Origin of the sequence: Streptococcus sp. 3167, from assembly GCF_013277175.1 — a bacterium.
GTDB lineage: Bacteria > Bacillota > Bacilli > Lactobacillales > Streptococcaceae > Streptococcus > Streptococcus pseudopneumoniae.
In genome coordinates, this window is the sequence record NZ_VMML01000079.1 from 1 (window position 1) to 4,313 (window position 4,313).

Consider the following 4,313-nt stretch of genomic DNA (forward strand, 5'->3'; position numbering starts at 1 on the left):
TTTCATCTACTCTGTTATTAAAGGGCATTCTATTGATGGATGGAAGTTGATTAGTGATACTTGGTATTATTATAAGAATAGTAATAAACAAACAGGTTGGCAAAGTATAAATGGCAAATGGTATTATCTTGAAACCTCTGGTTCAATGTCCACAGGTTGGAAATATGTACGAGGAAGATGGTATTATTTAGATAAGACCAATGGTGATATGAAGACTGGTTGGTATAAAGATGGTTCAACATGGTACTATTTAGATCCTACTAATGGAGATATGAAAACAGGTTGGATAAAAGTATCAGGTGAATGGTATTATCTCAATTCAAGTGGTGCTATGGTTACAGGTAGCCAAACTATTGATGGTAAAGTTTATAACTTTGCTTCATCTGGTGAGTGGATTTAATATTGGAGGGTATATACATGAAACTTTTGAAAAAAATGATGCAAGTTGGATTAGCAGCAATATTCTTTGGTTTTCTAGCTACAAATGTAGTATTTGCAGATGATTCTGAAGGATGGCATTTTGTCCAAGAAAACGGAAGAACCTACTACAAGAAGGGGGACCTCAAAGAAACGGACTGGCGAGTGATTGATGGTAAGTACTATTATTTTGATTCTTTATCTGGAGAGATGGTTGTCGGCTGGCAATATATACCTGCTCCATACGAAGGGGTTACGATTGGTTCTTCTCTAAGGAAAGATATTGCTTTTAGACCAGATTGGTTTTACTTTGGTCAAGATGGGGTACTACAAGAATTTGTTGGCAAGCAAGTGTTAGAAGCAAAAACTGCTACAAATACCAACAAACATCATGGGGAACAATATGATAGCCCAGCAGAGAAACGAGTCTATTATTTTGAAGATCAGCGTAGTTATCATACTTTAAAAACTGGTTGGGTTTATGATAATGGGGACTGGTATTATTTGCAGAAGGATGGTGGCTTTGATTCTCGCATCAACAGATTGCCTGTTGGGGAGATAGCACGTGGTTGGATCAAGGATTATCCTCTAACCTATGATGAAGAGAAGCTTAAAGCGGCTCCATGGTACTACCTAGATCCAGCAACTGGCATCATGCAAATAGGATGGCAATATCTAGGTAATAACTGGTACTACCTTCGTTCATCAGGAGCTATGGCAACTGGTTGGTATCAGGAAGGCTCAACTTGGTACTATTTAGATGCTGAAAATGGTGATATGAAAACGGGCTGGCAATACCTTGGTAACAAGTGGTACTATCTCCGTTCATCGGGAGCTATGACAACTGGTTGGTATCAAGATGGTTCAACTTGGTACTACCTAAATGCAGGTAATGGAGATATGAAGACAGGTTGGTTCCAGGTTAATGGCAAATGGTACTATGCTTATAGCTCAGGTGCTTTGGCAGTGAATACGACCGTAGATGGCTATTCTGTCAATTATAATGGCGAATGGGTTCGGTAATGACAGGGAGCTTATAATTATATTAGAACACTCGCTTAATCAAAGAAGTGACTTTGTTGTACTTGACCTGACGATTGGGGAGATTAAAAGCATGTGAAATCTACACATGCTTTTTCGTTAGTTATGAGTGTTGAACTTGACTAACCATTGACAAAAGATAAGAGCAATCAAAATAAGATACAAAAATATCAATGCTAACTGCACCGAAACGCTCGATGCTATGGATAGGGCTAATAGGGAGAGCAGGGACGGGGCGAGAATGTCCACTGTGCTCAGAGCAGAGCCCACCGTCCCCATCTTGTCACTGGGGATATAGGCAAAGACAGCTGCTTGTAGGCGAGGGCTGAGAATGCCGATAATCGTAGAACTGATGAAACTGGTCATGAAAATTACGATATAGGCTTGACAAAGGATACTAGTTATTAGAGCCAATAGGGAAATCTCACAGAAAACCAAGAGGTGCGTGAAACGGATATTTTTAAATAGATTACTGCTGGTCATATTGCCAAGGATAGCTCCACAAGAAATGATGATGGAGAGCAGGGCGAGGAGTTGCCCAATGCTCAGTTGTGCTAGTGTCTGTTGGATGAAGCGGAGGGCAATCAACCGAGGAGACACATCCAAGATGGCAATCATACTGGTCGTCAGAAACAGTAGTATGACGGTATCTTTTAACCTCAGGAGCACAGCCAGCGACTGTTTAAGATGTTGAAAATATTTCTTAAAACTCAGTGCTGTATGTGACATTTCAATCCTTTTTTCAACCTCATACAAGGTATGTCGAATAACATACAGGCCCCAAAAGGCAATGACAAAAGTCAGAGTGTTGATAAGGGAAATAGTTTGAATACTCATAACATTGATAAGGAATGCACCAGCTAGATTGGCGACAATGCGGACACCCCTCATCAGAGACTGCCTGAACCCCATGGCATCATGCAGGTCGTCCTTAATTACACTGATGTAGAGGGCGTTCATCATGTAGGCAGACAGGTAGCTCAAGGTGTCAGAGATAAGGTTGATGATGACAATCATAATGACTGAAACTAATGAAAAGGGCGACAAGACGAGAAATACTGTCAAAATAGCGTAGAGCAGGATTTTGATTTTGGCAATCCAGAGTGCGTGTTTGACTCTATTTTCTTGAAAATCTCCTAGAATTCCGAGAAAGAGTTGCGATAGTAGGGGAACCACCTCTGAAATGGAAATCAGTAAAATCGCTAGCGGAGCGAAATTGTACTGAGCCACATAATTGATAATGGCGAGGTAGAAAATACTGTCGCCGAATGATGAAAAACAGCTGTTTAGCAGCAACTGTCTATATATGTTGTTTGTCCAAAATAATTTCATACATTTCTCCTTATGTCTGCACATCGAATGGGAATTTATTATTTAATAGACACCAATATACCCCATGCTTCCTATTCCGAAGTCAAACAAATCTGCTTTACCACTATCTCCTTGAAACATCAGTAAACCGTGATCATCTCGTTCAGAACATGCTAAAATTACCTGTTGGATTTTTTTCATCAGTAATTTGTTTTGATTGTAGACAGTGGTTTGTAGTAAGCTAGTTATTCCGTGGCAATATCCTGTCATCATTTTTAGATGATGGTCAAAAACAAATTCTTGATATTTACTAATAATATCTTTGTTTCCGTCACAATCGTACATACAAAGATATAAGATTATTCCGGAAATTCCTTCGCACCAAGAAAGTTATAAATTTCCTAAATTTTCAGTATTAGAAGTAACTTTTTCTAATAATTTTTTTAATTCAGTATGGAATGTATGGAGATCATTATAGAACATAGAAGGTTCTAAGACTTTAGAATAGGCAAATAAAGCATATGCAATTCCACAATATCCATGAGCAAAGCTATAGTCTAAAATGCTTTCTTTGGCTGTATCTCTTTGTAGGAAATAATGATAAATTTCCCCATATACTATTGTGGATGAAAGTTTTAAGAGTATTGTCATTGGTAAAATGATAGTATTTTATTAATGATAATAGGACATCAGATTTTCCCAATGCAAAGTCTATTTCCTCTAGAGTATCATAATTCTCTATTAATTTCTTAGCGGTGACGTTTGCTAATTGTAGATAGTATTGATTTTTACTGATAGAAAATAAATGTAGGAGTAACCATAGATAGCCTGAATCACCAAATAGCAGCGAGTATTGATATTCATATGTGTGTGTCGTTCTAATTGTCACTGCTTTCTTGATGATAGAGAGTATTTTAGAATCCAGTTCTGGGGGGCAATTTATTTAGAGGAAACAGTAGTCCAGCTATTCCGTGTTGGAATGATAAATTACTTACGAAATTTCCAAATTCTGTTGAAGAAGTAATCCTTCCTTCAGAATTTACAGTTTTATCTAGTAAAAATCGTAGAACACCATTACATTCCGTTTTGTAATCATATTTATGTTCCTCTATTTTTTTAATTTTGACTAAATTATTTGTTTGACTTAAATTTAGTAGGTATTGTAACCAAAATAGTTGCTCATCTGTGAGCTGACCTTGAGTATGTGATAGTTCTAGTAATTGAATAGGATCCTTTAGTTAGATTCGATCAATCCATAACATAACAACATTTTTAGGACAACTTGTCAAATATTAGTATATATTTTTACATCTTGAATTGTCAAATTAAGTGCATAACTTTCCCGTTCAATATGTACTGACCCCCAAAAGTTAGACAATTAATTTATCCAAAGGATTTAGTTCTGTACTGCACAGGACTAAGTCCTTTTAGTTTTACCTTAATTCGTTTATTGTTGTAGTAATCAATATAGTCTACAATAGCTTGTTCCAATTGCTTAAGCGACTGAAACGACTTCTCATAACCGTAAAACATTTCCGATTTCA

At 37.1% G+C, this 4,313-nt stretch carries 6 protein-coding genes and 1 pseudogene; 2 read left to right on the forward strand and 5 right to left on the reverse strand.

Features of this window, described 5'->3' with window-relative positions; genetic code table 11:
• Positions 1 to 400: pseudogene (locus tag HT678_RS10145) on the forward strand (choline-binding protein G); the annotation flags it as partial.
• 17 nt (positions 401 to 417) lie between these two features.
• Positions 418 to 1,440, forward strand: coding sequence for a choline-binding protein CbpF (cbpF, locus tag HT678_RS10150; protein ID WP_000771087.1), 1,023 nt, complete (start codon positions 418 to 420; stop codon positions 1,438 to 1,440).
• 117 nt (positions 1,441 to 1,557) lie between these two features.
• Here cbpF and HT678_RS10155 read toward each other — a convergent pair whose 3' ends face one another.
• The 5 genes from HT678_RS10155 to HT678_RS10175 all read right to left on the reverse strand — a co-directional run.
• Positions 1,558 to 2,790, reverse strand: a complete 1,233-nt coding sequence (locus HT678_RS10155) for an MFS transporter (RefSeq protein ID WP_172924959.1) — start codon at positions 2,788 to 2,790, stop codon at positions 1,558 to 1,560.
• 42 nt (positions 2,791 to 2,832) lie between these two features.
• Positions 2,833 to 3,114: a hypothetical protein gene (locus HT678_RS10160; RefSeq protein WP_031222508.1), complete on the reverse strand. Its 282-nt coding sequence runs from the start codon at positions 3,112 to 3,114 to the stop codon at positions 2,833 to 2,835.
• A 45-nt stretch (positions 3,115 to 3,159) separates the two neighbouring features.
• Complete coding sequence (locus tag HT678_RS10165; RefSeq protein WP_138702611.1) at positions 3,160 to 3,420, reverse strand: hypothetical protein; 261 nt, start codon at positions 3,418 to 3,420, stop codon at positions 3,160 to 3,162.
• Entirely contained in the window at positions 3,320 to 3,658 is a 339-nt protein-coding gene (locus tag HT678_RS10170) for a lanthionine synthetase LanC family protein (protein ID WP_078374397.1), read from the reverse strand. Before HT678_RS10170 ends, HT678_RS10165 begins: the two co-directional genes overlap by 101 nt.
• A gap of 494 nt (positions 3,659 to 4,152) precedes the next feature.
• A partial coding sequence (locus HT678_RS10175; protein ID WP_150852579.1) for an integrase core domain-containing protein occupies positions 4,153 to 4,313 on the reverse strand: 161 nt, incomplete at its 5' end.